The sequence below is a fragment of the Bradyrhizobium sp. genome (genome assembly GCF_052389815.1).
Classification (GTDB): Bacteria; Pseudomonadota; Alphaproteobacteria; order Rhizobiales; family Xanthobacteraceae; genus Bradyrhizobium.
Genome location: NZ_JBQTHN010000148.1, coordinates 46,513 through 70,356 on the forward strand (window position 1 = coordinate 46,513; position 23,844 = coordinate 70,356).

Here is a 23,844-nt window from a genome sequence, read left to right on the forward strand (position 1 = left end):
CCTACTTGGCTGTCGCGAGCGCGGCCATGGCGTCGGAGGCGAATTTGCGCGAAGCGGCGAGCGCAGCGTCCCGGCTATCTGCCCTGTCGAGCCAGGCTTGCGCGGCGGCGCGATCGGCCGGAGCAAGCAGGTTCAGCTCGCGCCGCGCTTCGTTGAGGTCGTTGCGCAACGCAGCCGTTGTGACACGCGCCACCACGCTGGCGCGATCGGTGCCGGTGGCGTCCGCGCGCTGGACGCGCACCAGCTTTGCCGCGCCGGCCTGCAGGCGATCGACGATGCCGCTGCCGGTGGTCTCGGCCTCCGGCGCCGACGGCGCAAGCTTCGGCACGATGGCGACGAGCTCGCGGCACAGCGCGGGCGCGGAGGGAACGCCGGAGGCCGCGAACGCTTCCAGCGGCTTCAGCGCGTCGGCACTCGGCGCGAGCGGTTTCGCTGCTGAAAGCTGCGCGGCAAAGCCATCGCCATGGCGCACCGCGACGTCGAGCAGCGAGGCCGCCACCACGCGGCGCAGCGTGGCATCATCCGCCGGCTTTTCATTCGCAGGCTTGGCCTCGGCGGACTTGATCGCGGCTATTTCGCTCTCCTGCGCCTTTGCCGCGCGCTCGATCTGCGCAATGCGCTCGTTGATCGGCGACAAATCGACCGAAGCTGCCGCCGGCGCCGAGCCGTCGCGCGGCTGCGCGCGGATTTCATTGACGGCGGAGGCAAGCTTGTCGGCCTGGGCACGGGCAGCGGCGAGTTCGCTGCGAAGCGCCGTGACGGCCTTTTCGACACCGTCGATCCGCGCAGCGGCGGCGGGATCGGCCGTCGGCTTGCTCGCCTTCGATTCGAGGCCGCCGATCCGCGCGGTGAGATCGTCGATCGCGGCGGCATTAAGCTTCGGCGCGGGAGTAGGCGCCTGCACCGCCGGCCAGCCCAGCACCCAGCCGACGCCGATCACGAGCGCCGCCGCCACTGCGCCCGAGATCGGCGCGATCGCCCAGGGCGAAACCGGCTGCGGAACTGTTTGCGAGGCCTGCGGCGCAGGCTCCGGGGCCGGCTCCGCCGCGGCATGCTCGGCCTCACCGGCGGCCTTGGCCTCCTGCTTCGGCGCCTCGGAGACGTCGGTGGCCTTGAGGTCGATGGTCGGCGGCTCGCGCTTGGGCCGGCTGGATTCGGCTAAAGTCGCATCTTCGGGCCTATCATCGACCATCGCAAGTACCTCTGATTCCGACCGAACTTAGCAGAACAGGACCGCTCTCTTTAAGCCAGTCGGGCCGGCAAAGCACGCTTCAATGCCTCGAATAAGGCATTTTCGTCCGGCCGGGCCGCGACCGTAACCTGGGTCGCACCGGCTTCGCGGACGATTTCGGCCACCGCCGCCGACAGGCAGCATTGCGGCAGCGCCAGCGCCGATATCTCCACCCCGCCGGCCCGTGCCGCCTCGACAAAGGCTCGCGCGCTGCGGCGGGAATAATGCAGCACCGCCTCGATCCGGCCGGCGGCAAAGCCGTCAACCACCTCGCCCGGCAGGCTTTTGGCGGGAACCATGCGGTAGGCGATGTGGGTGACGACCTCAAAGCCCTGCTCGCGCAATTCGCCCGCCAGATCGCGCGAGATCTCCTCGCCGGCGAGATAGAGCAGCGGCGATTTCCTCTTCAGCTTTTTCGCTTTCGCGCTCTCAACGACGAGGTCGCGCAGGGCAGCCGCGTCCCCGTCAGCCGAAAGCACCTTGGCAAAGCCCGCAGCACGTGCGGCCGCCGCCGTGCGTTCACCCACCGCAAACAGCGGCAGTTTCAAGAGCGGGCTGCTGGCCAGTTGCGATTCGACCGCGCGCACGGCGTTGACGCTGGTGACGACGATCCCGCCATAGGGCGTCTCCGCCTCGTCCTTGAAGCCGAACGGCTCGAAGCGCAGCATTGGGGCTGTAACAACCTCGACCCCCCGCGCGCGCAAATCCGCAGCGGTGGTCTCGCCGTCGGGCAACGGGCGGGTGACGAGAACGGCCATACCAGGTCTCCGCGAGGGGATTTGCCGCTGGCGTGGCGATTGCACGCAGCGACCTCGCAATGCTACCGAAGCAGCAAAACGCCTCTTTGACAGATCATGCAAGGGATCACATTGACTAACGACGCACCGATGCTGGTACTGGGGATCGAGACCACCTGCGACGAAACTGCCGCGGCCGTGGTCGAGCGCCAGAGCGACGGCAGCGGCAAGATTCTTTCCAACATAGTGCGCTCGCAGACCGACGAGCACGCCCGCTTCGGCGGCGTGGTGCCGGAGATCGCCGCGCGCGCCCATGTCGACCTGCTCGACGGGATCATCGACCGCGCCATGAAGGACGCCGGAATTTCCTATGCGCAGCTTTCGGCGGTGGCGGCGGCGGCCGGCCCCGGCCTGATCGGCGGCGTCATCGTCGGGCTGACCACCGCCAAGGCGATCGCGATGGTGCACGATACGCCGCTGATCGCGGTCAACCATCTCGAGGCGCATGCGCTGACGCCGCGGCTGACTTGCGCGCTCGCCTTTCCCTATTGCCTGTTCCTCGCTTCCGGCGGCCACACCCAGATCGTCGCCGTGGTCGGCGTCGGCAATTATGTGCGGCTCGGCACCACCGTTGACGACGCCATGGGCGAAGCTTTCGACAAGGTTGCCAAGATGCTGTCGCTGCCCTATCCGGGCGGCCCGCAGGTCGAGATCGCGGCGGGCGCGGGCGATGCGAAGCGGTTCGCCTTCCCGCGGCCGATGCTGGGTCGGGCGGACGCGAACTTTTCGCTGTCGGGCCTGAAGACGGCCGTGCGCAACGAAGCGAGCCGCATCACGCCGCTGGAGCCGCAGGATGTCAGCGATCTCTGCGCCAGCTTTCAGGCCGCGGTGCTCGAGTCCACCGCCGATCGATTGACCGTGGGCTTGAAGTTGTTCCGCGAGCGATTCGGCCCGCCGCGGGCGCTGGTCGCGGCCGGCGGCGTCGCCGCCAACCAGGCGATCCGCGGCGCGTTGCAGGATGTCGCCGCCAGGGCCGAGACCACGCTGATCATTCCGCCGCCCGCGCTGTGCACCGACAACGGCGCGATGATTGCCTGGGCCGGCGCCGAGCGGATGGCGCTCGGCCTCACCGACAGCATGGAAGCCCCGCCCCGCGCGCGCTGGCTGCTCGACGCCAATGCGAAAGCGCCGGCCGGCTACGCCAACAGCCGCGCGGGTTATTGAGATGGCGGAATTGAACTCAGTCGCGGTGATCGGCGCCGGCGCGTGGGGCACGGCGCTCGCCGGCGTCGCCGCGCGCGCCGGCCGCAGCGTGACGCTCTATGCCCGGAGCGCCGCGAGTGTGGCGCGGATGAAGGCGACGCATGAGAATCTGCGCCTGCCCGGCATCCGGCTCGAAGCCGGCATCGACATCACCGGCGATATCGCGCGCGCGGCACGCGCCGATGTCGTCCTGATCGCGACGCCCGCGCAGAACCTGCGCGAAGCGGTGGGCGCCATCGCCGCGCATTTGAAGCCATCGACGCCGGTGGTTGCAACCGCAAAAGGCATCGAGCGCGGCACGCACAAATTCATGACCGAGGTGATCGCGGAAGCGGCGCCGAATGCCGTTCCGGCCATTCTCTCCGGCCCGAGCTTCGCCGACGATGTCGCACGCGGATTGCCGACGGCGGTCACGCTGGCGGCGAAGGACGAGGCGCTTGCGGCAGCGCTGGTTCAGGCGCTGGGCTCTTCGACTTTCCGCCCCTATCACACCACGGATATTCGCGGCGTCGAGATCGGCGGCGCGGCCAAGAACGTGCTGGCGATCGCGGCCGGCATCGCCGTCGGCCGCAGGCTGGGTGCTTCCGCCCAGGCGGCGCTGACCACGCGCGGCTTCAGCGAACTTGCGCGCCTCGGCCGCGCCTGCGGCGCGCGCGCGGAAACGCTGGTGGGCTTGTCCGGACTCGGCGATCTCATCCTGACCTGCTCGAGCCCACAATCGCGCAACTTTGCACTCGGCATCGCACTCGGCCGTGGCGAGGCGCCGCCGACAGGCAAGCTCGCCGAGGGCCAGTTCACCGCGCCGGTGCTGGCGGAACTTGCCGCTTCGCAAGCCGTCGATATGCCGGTATCAAATGCGGTGGCCGCGATCCTGGCCGGCAAGATCACCATCGACGCCGCGATCGAAGGCCTGCTGACGCGGCCGTTCAAGGCGGAGGAATGACATGGCGTACTGGCTGGTGAAATCGGAACCGTCGACCTGGTCGTGGGACCAGCAGGTCGCCAGGGGCGCGAAGGGCGAAGCCTGGACCGGCGTGCGCAATTTCACCGCGCGGCAGAACCTCGTGAACATGAAGAAGGGCGACAAGGCGTTCTTCTATCATTCCAACGAGGGCAAGGACATCGTGGGGATCGCCGAGGTGATCAAGGAGGCCTATCCCGATCCCTCCGACAAGACCGGAAAATTCGTCTGCGTCGACATCAAGGCCGACAAGCCGCTGCCCAAGCCCGTGACCATGGCCGCGATCAAGGCGGAAAAGAAGCTCGCCGCCATGGCGCTGGTGAAATACTCGCGGCTGTCGGTGCAGCCGGTGACGCCGGAGGAATGGAAGCTGGTCTGCAAGATGGGCGGGCTTTAACTCGGCATTAAACAGCCGTCATCTCCGCGGGTGGACGGTTCCGGCTCCGTAAGGTCCCGGCCCCTAGCCGCAGGGGAAATTTAGCATTTCGGGCTTACTCCTCTACCGCAACGAGCGGGAGAAGGGAGTGCGAAAGCCTTGAGACCGGCCGCCGGTAGCCTGAACGCTGTACCACTCGACGACATGGTCGGCGTGGCGATCACGCCTGCGCTTGAAGCCGAGACCGAGCGGCTGCTGTCAGGCCGCACGCGCGACATTCGCTTCTCGCCCGAGATGATGCGTGCCTATCGCCAGAAGGACTGGCCACAGCGCAGCAAGATCGCCCGTGCCTGGATGGTCTGGGTTGCCCTCATCAGCATGATGTTCGTGCCGGTGAGCCTCCTGCTCGCCCCGGAATTGCTTTGGCTCACCGTCGCCACCAGCGGGCTTATCGTCCCGGCACTGCACGCCTGCGCCTGGCTGGTCTGGCGCAAGCCGCGCAGCGCCGTCGTCGAGGGGCTGTCGCTGGTGCTGCTGATGAGCTGCGTCATGATCGCCTACGGCTTCCTCGCCGCGGCCGCCGGCGGCGCCAGCTATGAGCGCTTCCTCATCTGCATCCTCTACGCCAACGCGATCGCGATCGTGGTGTTCAATGTCGAATACATCTGGTCGCTGTCGCTGATGATCTGCGCCATGGCGATTTTCTTCGGTTTCGACGTCCTCAATCCCGCGGTGAGCTTCAACGAAGCGCTGGGAACGTCGATCTTCTATGCGATCGGAATGTATGCGGCGACGATTGCGCGGAAGACCCAGTCGATCCTCGGCAAGAAGGCCTTCCTGCTGGCCGTGCGCAACCGGTATCGCAGCGACGCGCTGAAGGAAGCCAATCATCAGCTCGAGATATTGGCGACGCGCGACCCACTCACCGGGCTCGGCAATCGCCGCTCCGCCACCGATCTGATCGACCGGCTGTGGCGCAATCCCGACATCGCGAAGGCCAGCATCGCCTTCATCATGGCCGATATCGACCGCTTCAAGCAGCTGAACGACACCGCCGGCCACGCCGCCGGCGACGACTGCATCAAGCGTGTCGCCAAGGCGATCGAGCATTCGGTGCGGATGGGCGAAGACGCCGTGTTCCGCTATGGCGGCGAGGAATTCCTGGTGGTTCTCACCCATGCCTCGCCGGATCTCGCCTGGACGATCGCCGAACGCATCCGCAACACCGTGGAAGCGCTCGGCATCGTCAATCCAGGAATCAAGCGTGCCGCCGGTTCCGACGACCTCGTCACGATCAGCCTGGGCATCGCGTTCGCCCGGCAAGGCATCGCGCCGGAGACCGTCGCCAAATGGGCGGACGATTCCCTGTACGATGCCAAGCGCAACGGCAGGAACGTCGTATTCCTGTCGAACGCGCAAGCTCCCGCGGACGATGCGGATCCCGCGCCGCCGGTTGCCGGCCGACGCGAAGCTTCGGCCCGATCTGCGGGTTAGGAGGATGCTACGCCGCGGCGGCCAGCACCACTTGCGCCAGCAGCTGCTCGCGCTTCTTCTGGGTGCGATAGCCCTTCATGGTCGCCGCAAAGCGCTCGAGGATGCCGTCCTCGAAGGCGGTGACGATGGTGTCGTGGACGTAGCTCTTGCGGCAAATCGCCGGCGTGTTGGAGAGTTCGTCGGCCGCGGCGCGCACCGCGTCGAGCACCTGCTTCTTGCGGCCGCGGGCGCTCGCCGCCGGCGAGATGCGCGACAGCGATTCCAGCACCACGGCCGAAGCCATCAGGGTGCGGAAATCCTTCAGCGAAATCTTGATGCCGGCGATCTCGCGCAGGAAGCCGTTCACCGTCGTGGTCGAGACGGTGCGGATCGTGCCGGAAGCGTCGCGATACTGAAACATGCGCTTGCCCGGCAACGTGCGCAGAATGCCGATGGCGCGCACGAGCTTCGCGGCGTCGCATTCCTTGCGAACGGCCTTGCCGCCCTTGGCCTTGAAGGTCAGCACGAAGCTGTCCTCTTCCAGGGTGACGTTGGACTTCAGCAGCGTGGTGGCGCCGCGGGTGCCGTTGAGCTTGGCATAGGATTCGTTGCCGGGCCGGATCGCGGTGCGCGCGATCAGCTCGATCACAGCCGACAGCGCGAACTCGCGAGTCGGCGCCTCGCCCGACAGATGCGCCGAGACGTTGCGGCGGATCTTCGGCAGCGCGCCGACCAGCTTGGCCAGGCGATGGGCCTTGCGCTGCTCGCGCACCTTCTCCCAATCGGCGTGGTAGCGGTATTGCAGCCGGCCGGCGGCATCGATGCCGACCGCCTGCAAATGCGAGTTAGGGTCGGCCGAATAGCGCACTTCGCGATAGGCCGGAGGCACCGCCATCCGATGCAGCCGCCGGATGGTCGGCTCGTGGCGGACCTTGGTGCCGTTGGCACGAATGAATGAATAGCCGCGGCCGCGCTTGATGCGGCGGATGGTGAGCGCGTTCTGGTCGCCGAGCTTGAGGCCGTGGTGCTCGGCGAGCTCCGCGACGGAGGTCTTGGCTGCAACCGGCTTCGGCTTTTCGACCGAAACTTTCGGCAGCTGGCCGAGCATCTCCGCCAGCGCGACGGCAGAATCGGCGGAAGCGGGCCTGGGGGCCTCGAAATTCTGCTGATCCATCATCGTCCTGAACGCCTTGCTCCGCTGTTTCTCCGGCAATGCCGATTGTTGAGGCTTCGTTCCGGGAGGGCAGTCCGGCCCCGGGGCAGCCATTTAGGGGGTACCGATCGAGATTGCGAGTCCCGAATCGGCAGGAAGCGGTTTCTAAATACCGTTCATGGGTGCCATTCGGCCGATAACGTTGATTTTGAGCTGCCTCAATACGCCAAACGAGCCTCCATAGCTGGTGCCCAAGACCGGCGGGGAGAGCAAGCCAAACCAAGGTCGGGGGTCGCGCCGCTTGTCCCGATGCGGTCCGGCGACGCATAATCGCGCCAACAATTGAAGCCGGCTTGCGATCGTTTTCGCTCGCGAGACGCGGGTAATGTTGAGTGGAGGGAAAATGTCCGAGAAGATTTACGATGTGCCCGCAGATTGGTCGAAGCGCGCCTGGATCGACGACGCCAAGTACCGCGAGATGTATGCGCGTTCGCTCTCGGACCCCAAGGGGTTCTGGGCCGAGCAGGCCAAGCGTCTCGACTGGATGAAGACGCCCACCAAGGTCGACAACTGGTCGTTCGCGCCGGGCAATATTTCGATCAAATGGTTCGAGGACGGCGTACTGAACGCCGCTTACAACTGCATCGACCGCCACCTCCCCAAGCGCGCCAACCAGACTGCGATCATCTGGGAAGGCGACGATCCCTCACAATCGAAGCACATCACCTACAAAGAACTGCATGACGAAGTGTGCCGGATGGCGAACATCCTGCGCACGCGCAACGTCAAGAAGGGCGACCGCGTCACCATCTACCTGCCCATGATTCCCGAAGTGGCGTGCGCGATCCTCGCCTGCGCGCGCATTGGCGCGATCCATTCGGTGGTGTTCGCGGGCTTCTCGCCGGACAGCCTTGCCCAGCGCATCAACGACTGCGACTCGAAGGTGATCATCACCGCCGACGAAGGCCTGCGCGGCGGCCGCAAGGTGCCGCTCAAGGCCAATGTCGATGCTGCGCTCGAGAAGACCAATGGCGTCGACTGGGTCGTGGTGGTCCGGCATACCGGCGGCGCGGTCAACATGAGCCCATCGCGCGACTTCTGGTACCACGACGCCGCCAAGGTCGTGACCACGGAATGCCCGTGCGAGCACATGCATGCCGAGGACCCGCTGTTCATCCTCTACACCTCCGGCTCGACCGGACAGCCCAAGGGCGTTCTGCACACTACCGCTGGCTATCTCGTTTACGCGGCGATGACACACCAGTACGTCTTCGACTACCACGACGGTGACATCTACTGGTGCACCGCCGACGTCGGCTGGGTCACCGGCCACAGCTACATCCTGTACGGACCGCTCGCCAACGGCGCGACGACGCTGATGTTCGAGGGCGTGCCGAACTATCCCGACAACTCCCGTTTCTGGAACGTGGTCGACAAGCACAAGGTCAACATTTTCTACACCGCACCGACCGCGATCCGCGCGCTGATGCAGGGCGGCGACGAGCCGGTGAAAAAGACGTCTCGCCAAAGCCTGCGCCTGCTCGGCACGGTCGGCGAGCCGATCAATCCGGAAGCGTGGGAATGGTATTATCGCGTGGTCGGCGAGAACCGCTGCCCGATCGTCGATACCTGGTGGCAGACCGAAACCGGCGGCATCCTGATTACGCCACTCCCCGGCGCGACCAGGCTGAAACCCGGCTCGGCGACGCAGCCGTTCTTCGGCGTGGTGCCGGAGATCGTCGATGCCGACGGCAAAGTGCTCGAAGGCGAGGCCACGGGCAATCTCTGCATCACCCGGGCGTGGCCCGGGATGATGCGCACGGTCTATGGCGACCACGCCCGCTTCGAGAAAACCTACTTCTCGACCTACAAGGGAAAATACTTCACCGGCGACGGCTGCCGGCGCGATGCCGACGGCTATTACTGGATCACCGGGCGTGTCGACGACGTCATCAACGTTTCCGGCCACCGTATGGGCACCGCCGAGGTCGAAAGTGCTCTGGTCGCGCACGCGATGGTCTCGGAGGCCGCCGTAGTCGGCTATCCCCACGACATCAAAGGCCAGGGCATCTATGCCTACGTGACATTGATGGCGGGCACCCAGCCGAGCGACGAGCTGCGCAAGGAGTTGGTGGCGTGGGTGCGCAAGGAGATCGGCCCGATCGCCTCGCCGGACCAGATCCAATTCGCGCCCGGCCTGCCCAAGACCCGCTCCGGCAAGATCATGCGCCGCATCCTGCGCAAGATCGCCGAGGACGAGCCGTCGAGCCTCGGCGACACCTCGACCCTGGCTGATCCGGCGGTGGTCGACGATCTCGTCAAGAACCGCCAGAACAAGAGGGGCGCGTCGGCCTGACCGCCCCCTGCGGCGGCAACAAAGTCACATCAGCACTTCAGAAGTCAGGCTCCGGAGCGATCCGGAGCCTTTTTCGTGAGCCAATCCAGTTTCGTGAGCCAATCCAGGCACCTCGCGCAGCCGTGTCCGCACTGTGTCTTTTTCGGGACAAGTGTTGTTTTCAAGTCATTTACTTTAATTCGAACATTTCCTTTCTTCCCCCCATCAAAACCGGGTCCCCGGCCGGCGTGGAAACCGTCCGGTTAAGCGACGCGGTTAACAATGCGTGCGTGAGCCCGGCAGGCTGCCTCCTTCAAAGGCCTGCCGGTGAACTCCCTTCGTCGGGGGTAATGGGGAATGGAGAGGACGATGTCGTTGAGGATTGCGGCGGCCCTTGCCGTCACCATCGGCGCAGGGATCGTGATGTCGTCGGCCGCCGAAGCGCGCCCCGAAATGGTCGGCATGCGCAGCACCGAATATTCGCCGGGCACCATTGTCGTGAAGACCGGTGAGCGCCGGCTCTACCTGATCCTCGATTCCGGCCGTGCCATGCGCTATCCGGTCGGCGTCGGCCGCGCCGGCAAGCAATGGGCCGGCACCACGCGCATCGACGGCAAGTACACCAACCCGGCCTGGTCGCCGCCGCGCGACGTCAAGCGCGACAAGCCCAACATGCCGGACGTGATCCCCGGCGGCTCGCCGCGCAATCCGATGGGCGTCGCAGCGATGACGCTGGCCGGCGGCGAATACGCCATCCATGGCACCAACATGCCCGGCTCGGTCGGCGGCTTCGTTTCCTACGGCTGCATCCGCATGCTGAACGCCGACATCACCGACCTCTATCAGCGCGTTTCCGTCGGCACGACGGTCGTCGTGACGCGCTGATCGACCTCCTCCCAGGCGTTCCGAGCCCGGGAGCTGCGCGAGAGCGCCGCTCCCTTTCTTTACCGCGCCGTGTTCGCGCACCAGCCGCTGCGGTGGCCGCCATTGTAGCTGCGCACGTGGCCGGCGCTGATCAGCGCCGCTGAAACGTTGCCGGTGAGCCTGGTTGCAACATCGGCAACGACGCGGCCCTGATATTTGTCCGGGCCTATGTTGTAGATCGCGACCTCGCCCTGCCGCAGCAGGTCGCGCAATGCGGAGGCGGCGGCTTCCGCCATCCGCATTTCCTCGGGGCATGCACCCTTCAGTTCCGGCGCATCGATGCCGCGCAGGCGCACGCGCGTCATCACCTCCTGGCTGGGCAGTCGCACCCGTGCCTCGAACGTGTCGCCATCGATGGTGCGGATGACCTCCGCCGCATGAGGCCGGCTGAGGTTGCCGGCCTGCCGCCAGACCGTCTCGAACTCCTGCGTCGCACTGTCGTTCCGAAGAGGCCAATGCAGCCAGCGCCGGACCGGCAGCACGCTGCCAAGGACGATGCAGAGCACGAAAATCCACGGCAGCACGCGGGAATAACGCCGGCTCCAGCCAGCGCCCGTGCGTGCGACCCGCAGATAGGAGCTCGATCTCCGAAAGGACATTGCAGGGAAGCTGGACTGAGTCGGCTTACCCGACAAGAGTCTACCCGGCTTCAAAAATCCGACGCGATGCCTTTGTTTTCCCAATCGCCGTAGCGCGTCGGCTCCGGTCCCTTCGGACCCTGGTATTCCTTCTCCACGGGCGTCGCGTTCGCCGCGGCCTGCCGGCGCCGCTCCTCGGCCTCGGCCAGCGCCCGCTGCGCCGCAGGCGTCAATGGTTTGCGTACGGTATCGGGCTTTGCGGGGTTGTCGCTCATTGCAGCTATTTCCCTCCGGCGGCCGGCGCGGTCAACCCTGCCACCCGCCGCGCGAATCACAATCGCGAAATCTGATTTGCGATTCTTACATTTGGCATATTCGCGTGCCACAGCTTCGTTTCATTGCGATGGCGCGAGCCGAAGCATCACGTCACACAGAGCCGCAAGAACATTTCCGCGCCATGCCTTCACAACGATTCGCCGTCGCCCCCGAAGTACCCGGTCTTGCGGCACGGCGCATTGCCGCCGACATCCTGGACGGCGTGCTACACCGGCACCGCACGCTCGACGACCAGCTCGAAGGCGCCAGCGCCCATCCTGCGCTGAAATCGCTCTCCGACCGCGACCGCGCGCTGATGCGCCGGCTGGTCGCGACCATCCTGCGCCGGCTCGGCACGCTCGGGCATCTGCTGTCGCGGCTGCTCGATCGCGGCGTTCCGACCGACGCGCCGCGCGCGCAAAGCGCGCTTCTGATTGGAGCCGCGCAAATCCTCTGGATGGACGTGCCCGATCACGCCGCCGTCGATCTCTCGGTGCGGCTGGTGCAGTCCGACCGCCGCGCGGCGCGCTATGCCGGGCTCGTCAACGCCGTGCTGCGCCGCTGCGCCCGCGAGGGCAAGGCCATCGTGGACGACGTCAGGTCGCAAACGCTGGACGTGCCGCCATGGCTGCTGGCGCGCTGGATCGCGCATTACGGCGACGCCACCGCGCGCGCGATGGCCACAGCCCTCTGCCATGAGCCCTCGCTCGACCTCACCGTGAAGTCGGACGCCTCGCAATGGGCCACGCGCATGCACGGCGAAGTGCTGCCGACGGGAACGGTGCGCACGCTGCTGCATGGTTCGGTGACCATGCTGCCGGGCTTCGCCGAGGGCCAATGGTGGGTGCAGGACGCCGCCGCCGCACTGCCCGCGCGGCTGTTCGGCGATATCAAGGACAAGTCCATCGCCGATCTCTGCGCCGCACCCGGCGGCAAGACCGCGCAGCTCGCGCATGCCGGCGCCCGCGTGGTGGCCGTCGACCGTTCGCCGGCGCGGATGACGCGGCTGCGCGACAATCTCGCGCGGCTGTCGCTCGAGGCCGAGACGGTCGTTGCGGATGCCGTGGAGTGGCAGGCCGTTCCCGAAAGCCTTGACGGCATCCTCATCGATGCGCCCTGCACCTCGACCGGCACCATCCGCCGGCATCCCGACGTGGCGTGGCTGCGGCAGGAGACCGACATCGCACCGCTGGCGGCGCTGCAGAAGCGGCTGCTGCAAAAGGCCGTGACGCTGCTCAAGCCGGGCGGGACGCTGGTCTACTGCACCTGCTCGCTGGAACCCGAGGAAGGCGAAGCAGCCATCGCGGCGCTTCTCGCCACCGAGGCCGGCCTGCGACGCTCACCGATCGCGCCAGCCGAGATCGCCGGTCTTGCCGAGATCGTCACCCCCGATGGCGATCTGCGCACCCTGCCTTGCCACCTGCCGCACGCCGACCCGCGTCTTGCGGGACTGGATGGTTTTTACGCCGCCAGGCTGGTTAAGGCCTGATTCTGCTGCGGATTTCGCCCTGAACGGCTGATTCGGCCGCTTTCAAGGATGGTATGGGACCTGCGTTTCCGGCTAAATACGAATCGCAAGTCATCCCCTCCCTCCCAAGGCACGGCGTGTCGGTCGCTCAACGCAGACGAATCTCGACGCTGATCATGGGCCGCTTCGCGCGGAACGTGATGGCCCGCGCCGGCGGCGGCACCGTTGCGTTGTCGCGGCTGTGGCCCGGGCGTTCCGACCGCCTGATCATCGCCCCGCATGACCTGCGCACGGCGGACGCCACGCGCGCCGCCGAGATCTATGCCGGACGCTTCGTGTTCGCCGGCAAGATCGTCACCTGTCACGGCCGCTCGATCTTCGACCTCGATCCGCCCTCGGAAGACTGGGAAGTCGCGTTGCTCGGCTTCGGCTGGCTGCGTCACCTGCGCGCCGCCGACACCGCGCTGACCCGCGCCAATGCCCGCTCGCTGGTCGACGACTGGATGTCGAACCCGACGCGCAAGCGCCCGCTGGAGCGCCGCGCCGACGTGCTGGCGCGCCGCGTGATCTCGCTGCTGTCGCAGGCGCCGCTGGTGCTCGGCGACACCGACGGCAAATTCTATCGGCGTTACCTCCGCGGCCTGACGCGGGAAATCCGCTATCTGCGCTACGCCATGATCGACATCGGCGACGGCGTGCCGAAGCTGCAGGTGCTGATCGCGCTGTCCTACGCCTCGCTGTGCCTGGCCAACCAGGCCAAGCACATCCGCAGCGCCTCGCGAAAATTGTCGGACGAATTGCAGCGGCAGATCCTGCCCGACGGCGGGCACATCTCGCGCAATCCGGGCGCGCTGGTCGAGCTGCTCAGCGACCTGCTGCCGCTGCGCCAGACCTTTGCCGCAAGAAACATCGCCCCGCCGCCGGCGCTGCTCAACGCCATCGACCGCATGATGCCGATGCTGCGCTTCTTCCGCCATGGCGACGGCAGCTTTGCGCTGTTCAACGGCATGAGCAGCGCGCCCAACGATCTCGTTGCGACGCTGCTTGCCTACGACGACACCCATGGCGCACCGATGGCGAACATGCCGCATACCGGCTATCAGCGCATCGACACCGGCGGCATGACGCTGATCATGGAAACCGGCGCGCCGCCGCCGCCGAGCGTCAGCCACGACGCTCATGCCGGCTGTCTTTCCTTCGAGATGTCGTCGGGCCCGAGCCGCATCGTGGTCAATTGCGGCATGCCGGCGACCGGCCGCGACAATTGGCGCGCCTTTGCGCGTGGCACCGCGGCGCATTCGACGCTGACCTATCACGACACTTCGTCCTGCCAGTTCGTCGAGTTCTCGGCGATGAAGAAGCTGCTGCAGGGCGCGCCGATCGTCTCGGGTCCAGCCAACGTCGAGAGCTATCGCGAAGCGGTGCCGCATGGCGAATTGCTCACCACATCGCATGACGGCTATCTCTCCAAGTTCGGCGTGATCCACCGCAGGGTGCTGATGGTGACGGAGGACGGCTCGCGGCTCGACGGCGAGGACACGCTCTCGCCGGCGCCGGGCGGCAAGATCAAGGGCAACGAATCCGACTTCGCGCTGCGCTTCCATCTGCACCCGTCGGTGAAGGCGAGCCGCCTGTCGGACGCGCGCGGCGTCATGCTGTTGCTGCCTAACCGCGACGTCTGGACCTTCGAGGCGATCGACGACAAGGTCGACCTCGAGGACAGCGTGTTCCTGGCCGGCAATGACGGGCCGCGCCGCACCGCCCAGATCGTGATCCGGCAGGATTCCCGCCACGCCCCCTCGATCCGCTGGAGCTTCGTCCGCTCCAATACCTCGGCGGCGCAGACCAGCGCCCGGCGCAATGCCCGCCGCGAGCCGGAATTGCCGCTCTGAAGTCTTCCACGGCGGGGGCGCGCCACTTCGTTAGCTGTGAAGGTCTGGCCGGCTTTGCTCACACCTCACGCCACCCGGGTGTCACGGCGCCCGACCAAAAATCTCGAAAACAACCCCATGCAAAGTAGCCGGCGCATCGCCGGACCGACGCTTCGGGCCGAATCGGCCAGCGACGTGGATGACAATCGGCGGCGTTGTAAGCGCCGCCCCGAGCGACGGGATTTCGGTTTCACTTCCGCAGTTCGTTCAATAACGGACTCAAATCGGACATCGCGCCATGTCGATTTGGGGGCCAACAGCCGATTTAGGACCAACGACAGTCCCAGCCATTCATGACCTGAAAGTCGTTACTGCGGACACAAACAACAACAGCGCAAGGGTGATCGGATACAACCCCAAAAGTTTGCTCCGAAGCGGAATAGCATTGTTGCGCACATCGAGATCATAAGTGAAGCGCATCTCGGATAATCCAAGATCGAGCAGAATGTCATGTTTGTTTGATAGGTAAACGAGCAGATCGTTGGTAAGACAATAGAGCTCGGCAAGTATAAGTGCCGGGAAAATATAGAGAGCCCCGTCCAAACTCATCTTCCGCGCTACTAGACCAGGCTCCATTTTCAGGATCGCGAACCAGACGAGGCCGAGTGTGACCCCTGTAAAGGCCGCGGCGCATAGCGACACCAATCCGCACCTGAGAAAAGTTTTCAATTTCACATCCACACGATCTGTATCAGGGTCAGAAGCGAACGGCCGAGCCCTCGCGCTGCGTGCTGACTAATGTGGCCGCCGAAGTACTAAGTGTCCGTTAGCGCAGCCCGCTGAATGCGGCCGATGGCGCCCGCACCCTCAAGTCCGCTAAGGGTCAAAAGCCGACCTTAGCCAAAGAGCCAGAGGCGTCTGCTAAGGGCCACCAGCGGACTCACGCGGTGCAACAAACGATTTTCTCGGTCACCTCATCTGCGCGGACTCGCGTCGGCGTTCAACGCTTCGCCGTCTCGCACTGTTTGTTGCAGCCGGTATCGAGCCGCTTGCAGCGATTCCTTTATACGGCTCGCCATGGCGTCAACCGCGGAATCCAGCGCGGCACATTGGTCCGAAAGCTCTCGTACTCCGCGCCGAATGTTTGCTTGAGCGTCGGTTCTTCGTACATCACCACAAAGACATGAAAAAAGAGCCAGAGTAGCGCGCCGTACCAGAGGAGACGCCAGTCACCAAACAAAAGGGCCTGACCAAAAATGACTGCGACGACCGCGATGTAGATCGGATTTCGCACGTAGCGATAAAGGCCAGTCACTACGAGCTTTTGTGTCGGCGCGATCGGGGCGGGCGTGCCCAATCCTTGCAGCGCAAAGCGTGCAAACGAGTCGACAAGCCCGGGTAGACCGGCGACGATCAACAGGATCCCGACGGCGCGCGTCGCGTCGAGATCGAATAAGGGCGGCCTAAACTCCCAGCGAGTCATCGACCACGGGATCAGCCCCGCGAGCACACACGGCGCAACCAAGAAGAATAGAGCAGAGCCAAAGACGGCACTGACCCTTTGCATGGTCACCCCCTGATGCTTTCGCTGGCGGCGCTATTTATTGAAGGAGCATCTGTTGAATCGCGATGGCCTTGCGAAAGCGTCTCGACCAAGCCCACAGCCCAGCACATCGGGCATCCGCGTAACGCGACGAGGGCGATAACGCCCGAGCCCAAGGATAGCCAAGGGTGCGCGGTCTGGTGGACGATGGCCCAAGCGAGTAGCGCCGCCGCAGCTGCGCCGCGCATCAGGTGTGCGCCCAGGAAGGCGCTCCCGAACATGCCGACTCCACGAAAGTAATTCATGTGCTCTCTCGTCCGCTGTCCTTTGCGCCGAGCAGGTATTCGCGCACCAGTGTGCGGGCGCGGCGCAGGCGGCTTTTGGCCGCTTCGCGCGTCACGCCGAGCCGCCCGGCAATTTCCCAAATCGTCAGATCTTCCAGATCTCGCAGCAGCAGCACTTCGCGATGGGACGGCGAAAGCGACTCGATCGCATTGACCAAGTCTATACGCAACTCGTCCGGCGGGACCTTTGCGAGCTCGCGTGACTCTTCCAGGCTGGCGAGCTCCTCGACTCCGCGCATCAGCATCAGTGCCGGTAGCATGCAAAGGCGTGCGATGACGGTTAGCAGCCAGCCAACGAGTGCGGCTGGACTACGGATCGTGCCCACGCGCCGGTACACGACGATGAGTGCTTCTTGCACCACATCTTCGATGACCGAGGTGCGGTAGCAAAGGCGCCGGGCGTAGCGTCGAATGTCCGGCTGCAGCGCCACCAATAGCTGTGTCAGCGCGTGCCGGTCACCCGACTGTGCCGCGAGCAAGAGATCGTCTGATACGCGCGCCAAGGCAGTCACCCCTTCAGTGGCTCGCGCCCGGCGATGGCGCAGGCAGGGCAATAGCCTAACACGCCGGTGACCAGCGTCACGACACCCGCGCCGCTGAGCAGTAGCCCGAGCGGCGAAACGTGCAGCGCAACCACGCCGCAGATGAGCATCAAGCCCCCGCCGATCAGCCTAGCCGCGCGCTCCCACCCGCCAACGTTCTTCCTATACCACATGGTTCTGCGCTCCGGTTCCTGACGCGCCGCTATGGCGCATTCACCCAGACAAGAGGGCGCAAACCCGGCGCCGGGGTCGCGGCACAAAAAATAAACTTAGGGGGTGGCAGCTTCGGCAGGCTGGCGTGGACGTCCGCTTTGGGTCAAGCGCGCCACTTTGAGCCCCGGACGACCACTTCGGGTCCAACGCCAGTTGCGGACGTCGAGCCGGTCCCGGGACTGAGCGCATGGAGACGACCGCGGCATCGGAACTGCCCCGCCGGGCGCAGCACAAGATCGCAAGACGCTCGCACATTCTCGGGCTCTAGCCTGCGGCATCCACGGCGAACGAGAGGTGCCCACCTTCATCGGCCCTGGCGCGACGGTTGCCATTGAGAACCGCGCCAAAAGCTGCTAACCAGCCCGCGCTTGCGCGACTGGCGACTTTGGATGGAGCACCATCGGGAAGCGCAAGATCGATCGCCGCGCGCCTGGGCACAAGCATCCATCACAAGGGACCTTGCCCATGACCGATACGACCCGCCGCGTCGCCCGCGCTCTATTGTCCGTTTCCGACAAGTCCGGGCTGATCGATTTCGCCAAGGCGCTGGCCGCCCGCGGCGTCGAGCTGGTCTCGACCGGAGGGACGGCCAAGGCGATTGCCGCCGCCGGCCTCAAGGTCAAGGACGTCTCCGAGCTCACCGGCTTTCCCGAAATGATGGACGGAAGGGTCAAGACGCTGCACCCGAAGGTGCACGGCGCCCTGCTCGCGATCCGCGGCAACAAGGAGCACACCGCCGCGATGAAGGCGCATGACATCGCGCCGATCGACCTGCTGGTGGTCAATCTTTATCCGTTCGAGGCGACCGTCGAGAAGGGCGCCGGCTTCGAGGAGTGCATCGAGAATATCGACATCGGCGGCCCCGCGATGATCCGCGCCGCCGCGAAGAATCACGACGACGTCGCCGTCGTGGTCGAGGCGCAGGATTACCAGGCCGTGCTCGACGACCTCGCCGCCAACAACGGCGCGACCTCACTGCTGCTGCGTCGCCGCCTTGCGGCCAAGGCCTATGCCCGCACCGCCGCCTATGACGCGGCGATCTCGAACTGGTTCGCCGCCCAGAACGGCACCGGCGCGCCGGACTTCCGCGCCTTCGGCGGCCGGCTGATCCAGTCGCTGCGCTACGGCGAGAACCCGCACCAGAACGCGGCGTTCTATGCCACGCCAGAGAGACGGCCGGGCGTTTCCACCGCGCAGCAGCTGCAGGGCAAGGAGCTCTCCTACAACAACATCAACGACACCGACGCGGCCTACGAGTGCGTCGGCGAGTTCGACCCGAATCGAACTGCGGCCTGCGTCATCGTCAAGCACGCCAATCCCTGCGGCGTTGCCGAGGGTGCCGACCTCGTCAGCGCCTACCGCAAGGCGCTGGCCTGCGACTCCACCTCGGCGTTCGGCGGCATCGTCGCGGTCAACTGCGTGCTCGATGCGGAGGCGGCGCGCGCCATCACGGAGATCTTCACCGAGGTGATCATCGCGCCTGCTGCAACGGAGGAAGCGATCGCCGTCGTCGCCGCGCGCAAGAACTTGCGCCTGCTGCTCGCCGGTAGCCTGCCCGATCCGCGCGCGGCCGGCGTCACGGCGAAGACGGTCGCCGGCGGCCTTCTGGTGCAGAGCCGCGACAACGCGGTAATCGACGACATGACGCTGAAGGTCGTGACCAAACGGGCGCCGACCGAAGCGGAACTGCGCGATCTCAAATTCGCCTTCCGCGTCGCCAAGCACGTCAAGTCCAATACCATCATCTACGCCAAGGATCTCGCCACCGTCGGCATCGGCGCCGGCCAGATGAGCCGCGTCGATTCCGCCCGCATCGCCGCCCGCAAGGCGCTCGACGCCGCCAGGGAGCTGAAGCTCGCGGAACCCCTGACCAAGGGCTCGGTCGTGGCGTCGGATGCGTTCTTCCCGTTCGCCGACGGCATGCTGGCCTGCATCGATGCCGGCGCCACTGCCGTGATCCAGCCCGGCGGCTCCGTGCGCGACGACGAGGTGATCAAGGCCGCCGACGAGCACGGCATCGCCATGGTATTCACGGGCACGCGGCATTTCCGGCATTAGTTGGGACGGCGGGGCGGCTCCTTCACCATCATCAACAGCACCATCCCGGTCACGAAGAAGAAGACCAGCACGGACATGCCGGCCTTCTGGCTCGCGGTGGCTGCCGTGACGGCGCCGAGCAGCAGCGGTCCGACAAAGGACGTGACCTTTCCGGTGAGCGCAAACAGCCCGAAATATTGCGCGATGCGATCCATCGGCGCGAGGCGGATCAGAAGCGTACGCGCCGCCGCCTGCAGCGGCCCGCCGGCCGCGCCGATCAGACAGCCGAGCACGAGATAGGCCTTCTCCGACGCGCCGGCGAACAGCGCGCCACCCGGCTGCGGCGGGGCGACCTTGATGAAGAAGATCGAATCCCTGTCCACCAGCAGGATGGCGATGACGGCTGATAGCAGCACCATCATGCTGCCGGCAATGACGCGCTTCGGGCCGAGACGGTCGTCGAGCTTGCCGCCGAGCCAGGCGCCCAGCGTGCCGGCAAGCGCAAGGATGATGCCGAAGGTGCCGATCTGCAGGGTGTGCCAACCGAAGGTGCCTGCCGCGTAGATGCCGCCGAAGGCGAACAGCGAAACCAGCCCGTCGGTGTAGACCATGTTGGCGAGCAGGAAGAGCAGCATCGACCTGTGCTTCGGCAATTCGCCGAGCGTGCCTCTCAGCTCCGACAGCCCGGCGCGCAGCGCTTGGCGCACCGGACGCTTCGCCGGATAATCCGGCGTCAGCAGGAACATCGGCGTCACGAAGACGACGAACCAGACCGCCGTCAGGGGACCCGTGATGCGGTCGCCCTCATGCGTGACCGGATCGAGCCCGAACAGCGGGGTGAGACCGAACAGCGTGCGGCCGGAATCGGGACTTCCGGCAAGGAAGCCCAGCACGATGATCAGGCTGACGATGCCGCCGGCATAGCCGGTCGCCCAGCCGGTGCCGGACAGCCTGCCGATGCGGTCGGGCGGCACCAGAGTGGGCATCATGGCATTGTTGAAGACGGTGGCGAATTCGACGCCGACGGTGGCGATCGCATAAGCCAGCAGCAGCGGCGGAATGATGGAGGGATCGCCGGGCTTGCCGATCCACATCGTGCTTGCGCCAATCACCAGCAGCACGCCGAAGCCGGCGATCCACGGCTTGCGCCGGCCGGACGCGTCCGCAACGGCGCCGAGCACGGGCGACAGCAAGGCGATGGAAAAGCCGGCGGCTGCGGCTGCGAATCCCCACAGCGCCTGGCCGCTTACCGGATTGGGCGCCACGAAATTCGCGAAATAGGGCGCGAACACGAACGTGGTGATCAGCGTGAAATAGGGCTGCGCAGCCCAGTCGAAGAAGATCCAGCTGAGGACGGCGGCGCGGCGCGGATAAACCGGCACCTTTTCCGCGCGATCCGCCACAAAATCCGTCACCGCCATGTGCGAGGTCGCCTCTTCGATCACAAACAGGCGTTTTGCCTGCCGCGTTTGAATCCCTATAGCATCCAGGTGACAGCCGTGCCTCATGTTGTTGCATGTCTGCTCGACAGATTCGCTAGCTGGATTCGCGATGAATTTCTCCATGGCCCATATCTGCAGGAGTTTCGCTATCGTCGCGCTCGCGCTGCTGGTTTGCCGCGCAGAGGCGCAGGAGCGCCGGCACTATTCGCCGCCGCCGCTCGATTCGGTGCAGGCTGTCGCAGCCGAGCAAGGCATGGTGGTGGCGCAGGAGAGACTGGCGGCCGAGGTCGGCGCCGATGTCCTGCGGCGCGGCGGCAATGCCGTCGATGCGGCGGTGGCAACCGGCTTTGCGCTGGCCGTGACCTATCCGCGCGCCGGCAATATAGGCGGCGGCGGCTTCATGGTGATTCATTCCGCCGAGCGCGGCCAGGACGTTGCCATCGATTATCGCGAGACCGCACCGGCGGCGATCACGCGGGATATCTTCCTCGGGTCCGATGGCAAGCCCGATCCGGCAAAGTCGCGCGACTCGGCGCTCGGCATCGGCGTGCCCGGCACCGTGGCCGGGCTGGCGCTGGCGCTGGAAAAATTCGGCTCCGGCAAATTCACCCTGGCCGAAATCCTGGCGCCGGCGATTGCACTCGCGCGTGACGGCTTTGTCGTCACCGACGATACCGCCGACACGCTGCCCGACATGTATCGGCGCATGTCGCGATGGCCTGGCTCGGCCAAGGCCTTTTCAAATTCCGACGGCAGCCCGCTGCGCGAGGGCGATACCTTCAAGCAGGCCGACCTCGCCTCCGTCCTTGCCGCCATTGCCGCGAAGGGCCCGCGCGGCTTCTATGAAGGACCGGTCGCCGAGAAACTTGCGAAGGCGGTCCGCGATGCCGGCGGCATCATGACCGCGGACGATCTGAAATCCTACCAGGCCGTCCTGCGCGCGCCGGTGCGCGGCAACTATCGGGGCTACGACATCGTCTCGATGCCGTTGCCCTCCTCCGGCGGCACGGTGCTGCTGGAGACGCTCAACATTCTCGAGGGCTTTCCGCTCGGCGACATGAAGCAAGGTTCGGCGGCTTCGCTGCACCTGATGATCGAGGCGATGAAGCGCGCCTACGCCGACCGCGCCCGCTATCTCGGCGATCCCGCCTTCGTGAACGCCCCGATCAACACGCTGCTCGACAAGGACTACGCCGCCAGGCAGCGCGCCGGCATCGATCCCGCGCGAGCCACGCCGGCGGCGGAGGTCGCATCGGCGAAGCCGCGGCGTGAAGGCAGCAACACCACGCATTATTCCGTGGTCGATTCCCGCGGCAATGCCGTGAGCAACACCTACACCCTCAACTTCCCCTATGGCGTTGGCCTCGTCGCCGAAGGCACCGGCGTCCTGCTCAACAACGAGCTCGACGATTTCACCGCGGCCCCCGGCGCGGCCAACGCCTTCGGCCTGGTCGGCTTCGAGGCCAACCTGCCCGGCCCCGGCAAGCGGCCGCTATCCTCGATGTCGCCGACCATCGTGCTGAAGGACGGCAAGCCCGTGCTGGTGACGGGAACGCCCGGCGGCAGCCGCATCATCACCGCGGTGACGCAGGTGATCGTGAACTCGATCGACTACAAAATGAACATCGCCGCGGCCGTCGCAGCGCCCCGCATCCATCATCAATGGCTCCCCGACGCCGTGCGCGCCGAGCGCGGCATCCCTGCCGAAGTGCTGGCCGAGCTCCGGGACAGGGGGCACAATGTGATCGATACGCTCGGCCAGACCTCGGCGAATTCGATCGCGGTCGGCGCCAAAGGGCCGCGCGGCGCACCCGACCCGCGGACGCGCGGGGCGTGGGCGGCGGGGCAGTAAAATACCGAAAACAACCCCATGCACAGTAGCGTCGCCAGTGGACTTGTCGCCGCCGCTAGGCATCGCGAACGAGACCGGTTAGCCTGCGGGCCACCATTTCTTCACGGGAGTCCCCCATGGCATCGCTCAAAGGCAAGACGCTGTTCATCTCCGGCGCGAGCCGCGGCATCGGGCTTGCTATCGCGCTGCGGGCGGCGCGGGACGGCGCCAATGTCGCGATCGCCGCCAAAACCGCCGAGGCGCATCCGCGGCTGAAGGGAACCATCTACACCGCCGCCGACGAGGTCCGCGCCGCCGGCGGCAAAGCACTGCCCATCGTCTGCGACATCCGGGAAGAAGCGCAAGTGATGGACGCGATCGAGAAGACCGTCGCCGAGTTCGGCGGCATCGACATCTGCGTCAACAACGCCAGCGCCATCAGCCTCACCAACTCGCAAGCCACCGACATGAAGCGGTTCGACCTAATGATGGGCATCAATACGCGCGGCACCTTCATGGTGTCGAAATACTGCATCCCGCATCTCAAGAAGGCGGACAATCCGCACATCCTGATGCTGTCGCCGCCGCTCGACATGAAGCAGAAATGGTTCGAGCATTCCACCGCCTACACCATGGCGAAGTTCGGAATGAGCATGTGCGTGCTCGGCCTGTCCGGCGAGCTCAGAAGCGCCGGCGTCGCCGTCAACGCGCTGTGGCCGCGAACGACGATCGCAACCGCCGCGGTCGGCAATCTGCTCGGCGGCGATGCCATGATCCGCATGAGCCGAACGCCCGAGATCATGGGCGATGCCGCGCATGCCATCTTCAGCAAGCCATCGCGCGAATTCACCGGCAATTTCTGCATCGACGACAAGGTCCTCTACGCCAGCGGCGTGCGGGATTTCGAGCATTACCGCGTCGACCGCACCTCGCCCTTGATGTCGGATTTCTTCGTGCCGGAGGATGACGTGCCGCCGCCGGGCGTCACGGTGCAGCCGCTGCCCTCGGTCGGCGCGGCACAGACCTCGCGCTAGCGACGGCGGCGATGGCTTCATCCTTCGAGACGCATCGCTTTGCGATGCTCCTCAGACCGTATGTCCCTTTGCGGAACGGAGGCGACTCACCCTCGATGCGCATGCGAGGGTTACCCGGATAGGCCGGGCAGAGCCTCACGCAAGGAGGGCGAGTCATGGGAGATTATAGCGAG

At 65.8% G+C, this 23,844-nt stretch carries 21 protein-coding genes and 1 riboswitch; of the genes, 11 read left to right on the forward strand and 10 right to left on the reverse strand.

Translation table 11 applies throughout. The annotated features are described in order from the left end of the window. Position 1: 1 nt before the first annotated feature. Together ACT4OC_RS22955 and ACT4OC_RS22960 are read right to left on the reverse strand one after the other, a co-directional pair. Positions 2 to 1,192 (reverse strand): COG4223 family protein, encoded by a 1,191-nt coding sequence (locus ACT4OC_RS22955; RefSeq protein WP_444841323.1) that lies wholly within the window; start codon positions 1,190 to 1,192, stop codon positions 2 to 4. A 50-nt stretch (positions 1,193 to 1,242) separates the two neighbouring features. Continuing rightward, positions 1,243 to 1,989: a uroporphyrinogen-III synthase gene (locus ACT4OC_RS22960; protein ID WP_444841324.1), complete on the reverse strand. Its 747-nt coding sequence runs from the start codon at positions 1,987 to 1,989 to the stop codon at positions 1,243 to 1,245. A gap of 129 nt (positions 1,990 to 2,118) precedes the next feature. Here ACT4OC_RS22960 and tsaD point away from each other — a divergent pair, with 129 nt between their 5' ends. The 4 genes from tsaD to ACT4OC_RS22980 all read left to right on the forward strand — a co-directional run bounded on the left by tsaD (position 2,119) and on the right by ACT4OC_RS22980 (position 6,062). Beyond that, the gene (tsaD, locus tag ACT4OC_RS22965; protein ID WP_444841325.1) at positions 2,119 to 3,192 is read left to right on the forward strand and encodes a tRNA (adenosine(37)-N6)-threonylcarbamoyltransferase complex transferase subunit TsaD; all 1,074 of its coding nucleotides are present in this window, start codon (positions 2,119 to 2,121) and stop codon (positions 3,190 to 3,192) included. A gap of 1 nt (position 3,193) precedes the next feature. After that, on the forward strand, positions 3,194 to 4,174 hold the full coding sequence (locus ACT4OC_RS22970; protein WP_444841326.1) for an NAD(P)H-dependent glycerol-3-phosphate dehydrogenase: 981 nt from the start codon (positions 3,194 to 3,196) through the stop codon (positions 4,172 to 4,174). A gap of 1 nt (position 4,175) precedes the next feature. Next, positions 4,176 to 4,589, forward strand: coding sequence for an EVE domain-containing protein (locus ACT4OC_RS22975; protein WP_444841327.1), 414 nt, complete (start codon positions 4,176 to 4,178; stop codon positions 4,587 to 4,589). 138 nt (positions 4,590 to 4,727) lie between these two features. Then, the gene (locus tag ACT4OC_RS22980) at positions 4,728 to 6,062 is read left to right on the forward strand and encodes a GGDEF domain-containing protein (RefSeq protein WP_444841328.1); all 1,335 of its coding nucleotides are present in this window, start codon (positions 4,728 to 4,730) and stop codon (positions 6,060 to 6,062) included. Between the two features lie 7 nt (positions 6,063 to 6,069). Here ACT4OC_RS22980 and ACT4OC_RS22985 read toward each other — a convergent pair whose 3' ends face one another. Beyond that, a complete protein-coding gene (locus ACT4OC_RS22985) occupies positions 6,070 to 7,218 on the reverse strand; it encodes a DNA topoisomerase IB (protein WP_444841329.1) in 1,149 nt (382 codons plus the stop codon). A gap of 379 nt (positions 7,219 to 7,597) precedes the next feature. Here ACT4OC_RS22985 and acs point away from each other — a divergent pair, with 379 nt between their 5' ends. Both acs and ACT4OC_RS22995 read left to right on the forward strand, forming a co-directional pair. After that, positions 7,598 to 9,550, forward strand: coding sequence for an acetate--CoA ligase (gene acs / locus ACT4OC_RS22990; protein ID WP_444841330.1), 1,953 nt, complete (start codon positions 7,598 to 7,600; stop codon positions 9,548 to 9,550). A 348-nt stretch (positions 9,551 to 9,898) separates the two neighbouring features. Continuing rightward, a complete protein-coding gene (locus ACT4OC_RS22995; RefSeq protein ID WP_444841331.1) occupies positions 9,899 to 10,414 on the forward strand; it encodes a L,D-transpeptidase in 516 nt (171 codons plus the stop codon). Positions 10,415 to 10,473: 59 nt separating this feature from the next. Here ACT4OC_RS22995 and ACT4OC_RS23000 read toward each other — a convergent pair whose 3' ends face one another. Continuing rightward, positions 10,474 to 11,052 (reverse strand): thermonuclease family protein, encoded by a 579-nt coding sequence (locus tag ACT4OC_RS23000; protein WP_444841332.1) that lies wholly within the window; start codon positions 11,050 to 11,052, stop codon positions 10,474 to 10,476. A 50-nt stretch (positions 11,053 to 11,102) separates the two neighbouring features. Next, on the reverse strand, positions 11,103 to 11,306 hold the full coding sequence (locus ACT4OC_RS23005; RefSeq protein ID WP_444841333.1) for a DUF1674 domain-containing protein: 204 nt from the start codon (positions 11,304 to 11,306) through the stop codon (positions 11,103 to 11,105). A 182-nt stretch (positions 11,307 to 11,488) separates the two neighbouring features. Between ACT4OC_RS23005 and ACT4OC_RS23010 the strand changes: the two genes are divergently transcribed. Continuing rightward, complete coding sequence (locus ACT4OC_RS23010; RefSeq protein WP_444841334.1) at positions 11,489 to 12,835, forward strand: RsmB/NOP family class I SAM-dependent RNA methyltransferase; 1,347 nt, start codon at positions 11,489 to 11,491, stop codon at positions 12,833 to 12,835. 155 nt (positions 12,836 to 12,990) lie between these two features. Next, positions 12,991 to 14,706 (forward strand): heparinase II/III family protein, encoded by a 1,716-nt coding sequence (locus ACT4OC_RS23015; protein ID WP_444841343.1) that lies wholly within the window; start codon positions 12,991 to 12,993, stop codon positions 14,704 to 14,706. 330 nt (positions 14,707 to 15,036) lie between these two features. Here ACT4OC_RS23015 and ACT4OC_RS23020 read toward each other — a convergent pair whose 3' ends face one another. From ACT4OC_RS23020 to ACT4OC_RS23035, 4 genes are all read right to left on the reverse strand, one after another. After that, entirely contained in the window at positions 15,037 to 15,414 is a 378-nt protein-coding gene (locus ACT4OC_RS23020; protein ID WP_444841335.1) for a hypothetical protein, read from the reverse strand. 334 nt (positions 15,415 to 15,748) lie between these two features. Beyond that, positions 15,749 to 16,252: a methyltransferase family protein gene (locus tag ACT4OC_RS23025; RefSeq protein ID WP_444841336.1), complete on the reverse strand. Its 504-nt coding sequence runs from the start codon at positions 16,250 to 16,252 to the stop codon at positions 15,749 to 15,751. Positions 16,253 to 16,529: 277 nt separating this feature from the next. Next, entirely contained in the window at positions 16,530 to 17,075 is a 546-nt protein-coding gene (locus ACT4OC_RS23030; protein ID WP_444841337.1) for an RNA polymerase sigma factor, read from the reverse strand. A 5-nt stretch (positions 17,076 to 17,080) separates the two neighbouring features. After that, positions 17,081 to 17,287 (reverse strand): YgaP family membrane protein, encoded by a 207-nt coding sequence (locus ACT4OC_RS23035; RefSeq protein WP_444841338.1) that lies wholly within the window; start codon positions 17,285 to 17,287, stop codon positions 17,081 to 17,083. Positions 17,288 to 17,689: 402 nt separating this feature from the next. Further along, positions 17,690 to 17,770: riboswitch (ZMP/ZTP riboswitch) on the forward strand. A gap of 22 nt (positions 17,771 to 17,792) precedes the next feature. On the opposite strand from ACT4OC_RS23035, the gene purH reads away from it, so the two are divergent. Beyond that, positions 17,793 to 19,385, forward strand: coding sequence for a bifunctional phosphoribosylaminoimidazolecarboxamide formyltransferase/IMP cyclohydrolase (purH, locus tag ACT4OC_RS23040; RefSeq protein WP_444841339.1), 1,593 nt, complete (start codon positions 17,793 to 17,795; stop codon positions 19,383 to 19,385). Here the strand turns inward: purH and ACT4OC_RS23045 are convergent. Further along, on the reverse strand, positions 19,382 to 20,785 hold the full coding sequence (locus tag ACT4OC_RS23045; protein WP_444841340.1) for an MFS transporter: 1,404 nt from the start codon (positions 20,783 to 20,785) through the stop codon (positions 19,382 to 19,384). The genes purH and ACT4OC_RS23045 overlap by 4 nt on opposite strands. Before the next feature lie 130 nt (positions 20,786 to 20,915). Here ACT4OC_RS23045 and ggt point away from each other — a divergent pair, with 130 nt between their 5' ends. Together ggt and ACT4OC_RS23055 are read left to right on the forward strand one after the other, a co-directional pair. Next, a complete protein-coding gene (ggt, locus tag ACT4OC_RS23050) occupies positions 20,916 to 22,658 on the forward strand; it encodes a gamma-glutamyltransferase (protein WP_444841341.1) in 1,743 nt (580 codons plus the stop codon). Between the two features lie 116 nt (positions 22,659 to 22,774). After that, positions 22,775 to 23,671: an SDR family oxidoreductase gene (locus tag ACT4OC_RS23055; RefSeq protein ID WP_444841342.1), complete on the forward strand. Its 897-nt coding sequence runs from the start codon at positions 22,775 to 22,777 to the stop codon at positions 23,669 to 23,671. Positions 23,672 to 23,844 lie beyond the last annotated feature (173 nt).

Coding starts and splice junctions, on each gene's coding strand:
- ACT4OC_RS22955 (WP_444841323.1), bottom strand. CDS start 1,192: ATGGTCGATGATAGGCCCGAAGATGCGACTTTAGCCGAATCCAGCCGG.
- ACT4OC_RS22960 (WP_444841324.1), bottom strand. CDS start 1,989: ATGGCCGTTCTCGTCACCCGCCCGTTGCCCGACGGCGAGACCACCGCT.
- tsaD (WP_444841325.1), top strand. CDS start 2,119: ATGCTGGTACTGGGGATCGAGACCACCTGCGACGAAACTGCCGCGGCC.
- ACT4OC_RS22970 (WP_444841326.1), top strand. CDS start 3,194: ATGGCGGAATTGAACTCAGTCGCGGTGATCGGCGCCGGCGCGTGGGGC.
- ACT4OC_RS22975 (WP_444841327.1), top strand. CDS start 4,176: ATGGCGTACTGGCTGGTGAAATCGGAACCGTCGACCTGGTCGTGGGAC.
- ACT4OC_RS22985 (WP_444841329.1), bottom strand. CDS start 7,218: ATGATGGATCAGCAGAATTTCGAGGCCCCCAGGCCCGCTTCCGCCGAT.
- acs (WP_444841330.1), top strand. CDS start 7,598: ATGTCCGAGAAGATTTACGATGTGCCCGCAGATTGGTCGAAGCGCGCC.
- ACT4OC_RS22995 (WP_444841331.1), top strand. CDS start 9,899: ATGTCGTTGAGGATTGCGGCGGCCCTTGCCGTCACCATCGGCGCAGGG.
- ACT4OC_RS23000 (WP_444841332.1), bottom strand. CDS start 11,052: ATGTCCTTTCGGAGATCGAGCTCCTATCTGCGGGTCGCACGCACGGGC.
- ACT4OC_RS23005 (WP_444841333.1), bottom strand. CDS start 11,306: ATGAGCGACAACCCCGCAAAGCCCGATACCGTACGCAAACCATTGACG.
- ACT4OC_RS23010 (WP_444841334.1), top strand. CDS start 11,489: ATGCCTTCACAACGATTCGCCGTCGCCCCCGAAGTACCCGGTCTTGCG.
- ACT4OC_RS23015 (WP_444841343.1), top strand. CDS start 12,991: ATGGGCCGCTTCGCGCGGAACGTGATGGCCCGCGCCGGCGGCGGCACC.
- ACT4OC_RS23025 (WP_444841336.1), bottom strand. CDS start 16,252: ATGCAAAGGGTCAGTGCCGTCTTTGGCTCTGCTCTATTCTTCTTGGTT.
- ACT4OC_RS23035 (WP_444841338.1), bottom strand. CDS start 17,287: ATGTGGTATAGGAAGAACGTTGGCGGGTGGGAGCGCGCGGCTAGGCTG.
- purH (WP_444841339.1), top strand. CDS start 17,793: ATGACCGATACGACCCGCCGCGTCGCCCGCGCTCTATTGTCCGTTTCC.
- ACT4OC_RS23045 (WP_444841340.1), bottom strand. CDS start 20,785: ATGGCGGTGACGGATTTTGTGGCGGATCGCGCGGAAAAGGTGCCGGTT.
- ggt (WP_444841341.1), top strand. CDS start 20,916: ATGAATTTCTCCATGGCCCATATCTGCAGGAGTTTCGCTATCGTCGCG.
- ACT4OC_RS23055 (WP_444841342.1), top strand. CDS start 22,775: ATGGCATCGCTCAAAGGCAAGACGCTGTTCATCTCCGGCGCGAGCCGC.